Source organism: Actinomycetota bacterium, from assembly GCA_005774595.1.
GTDB lineage: Bacteria > Actinomycetota > Coriobacteriia > Anaerosomatales > D1FN1-002 > D1FN1-002.
In genome coordinates this window covers 1-1129 of sequence record VAUM01000485.1, presented here as the reverse complement: position 1 = coordinate 1129, position 1129 = coordinate 1, and the positions used below count along the sequence as shown (strand labels likewise).

The 1129-nt window shown below is 70.6% G+C and carries 2 protein-coding genes; both read left to right on the top strand.

The annotated features are described in order from the left end of the window. Nucleotides 1-648, top strand: a 648-nt coding sequence (locus tag FDZ70_11170; GenBank protein TLM65357.1) for a transketolase, incomplete at its 5' end; no start/stop codon positions are given. Next, the coding region (locus tag FDZ70_11165) for a transketolase family protein (protein ID TLM65356.1) at nt 645-1129 on the top strand (485 nt) is incomplete at its 3' end. The genes FDZ70_11170 and FDZ70_11165, both read left to right, overlap by 4 nt.

Here is a 1129-nt window from a genome sequence, read left to right as displayed (position 1 = left end):
CGCTTCGTGCTCTCGAAGGGCCATGCGGCGCCGGTGCTGTACTCCGCGCTGGCCGAGGCCGGATACTTCGGCCGCGACCACCTCGCCACCCTGCGCAAGCTCGGCTCGATCCTGCAGGGACATCCGGACAGCAAGAAGACCCCGGGCGTGGAGGTCTCGACCGGCTCGCTCGGCCAGGGGCTGTCGATCGCCAACGGCCTCGCGCTGGGCTTGCGGCTCGCCGGCAACACGACCTCGCGGGTGTTCTGCCTGCTCGGGGATGGCGAGTGCCAGGAAGGCCAGGTCTGGGAGGCGGCGATGTTCGCGCCGCACCACGATGTCACCAACCTGGTGGCCATCGTCGACCACAACGGCCTGCAGATCGACGGCGCGTGCTGCGACGTCATGCACCTCGGCGAGATCGAGGAGAAGTTCCGGGCGTTCGGCTGGCGCGTCATCGTGGTCAACGGCCACGACGTCGCCGCGCTGCTGCACGCGTTCGATGACGCCTCGCGCGTGCAGGGCGCGCCGGCGTGCATCGTCGCCAAGACGGTCAAGGGCAAGGGCGTCTCGTTCATGGAGGGCAACGCCGACTGGCACGGCAAGGCGCCGAGCGCCGAGCAGACCGCTGCGGCGTTGGCCGAGCTGGCCGAGGGGAGGGCGTCGTGAGCGAGAAGAAGGCGACGCGCGAGGCGTTCGGCGCCACCCTGGTCGAGCTGGCCGCCGAGGGCATCCCGGTGGTCGCCGTCGACGCCGACCTGTCCAAGTCCACCACGACCGCGAAGTTCGAGGCGGCGTATCCCGAGCGGTTCTTCAACGTCGGCGTCGCCGAGCAGAACATGATCGACGTCGCGGCGGGCCTCGCGGTCGCCGGCCACGTCGCGTTCACCGGCTCGTTCGCCGTGTTCGCCACGGGGCGCGCCTACGACCAGGTCCGCAACACCGTGTGCTACTCGAACCTGAACGTGAAGCTCGCGCCGACGCACTCGGGCATCACCGTTGGTCCGGATGGCGGCTCGCATCAGATGATCGAGGACATCGCGCTCATGCGAGTGCTCCCCGGCATGCGCGTGCTCGTGCCCGCCGACGCGGTCGCCGCCCGCGCGATGATCCGCGCCGCCGCGGTGACGCCGGGGCCGTTCTACGTGCG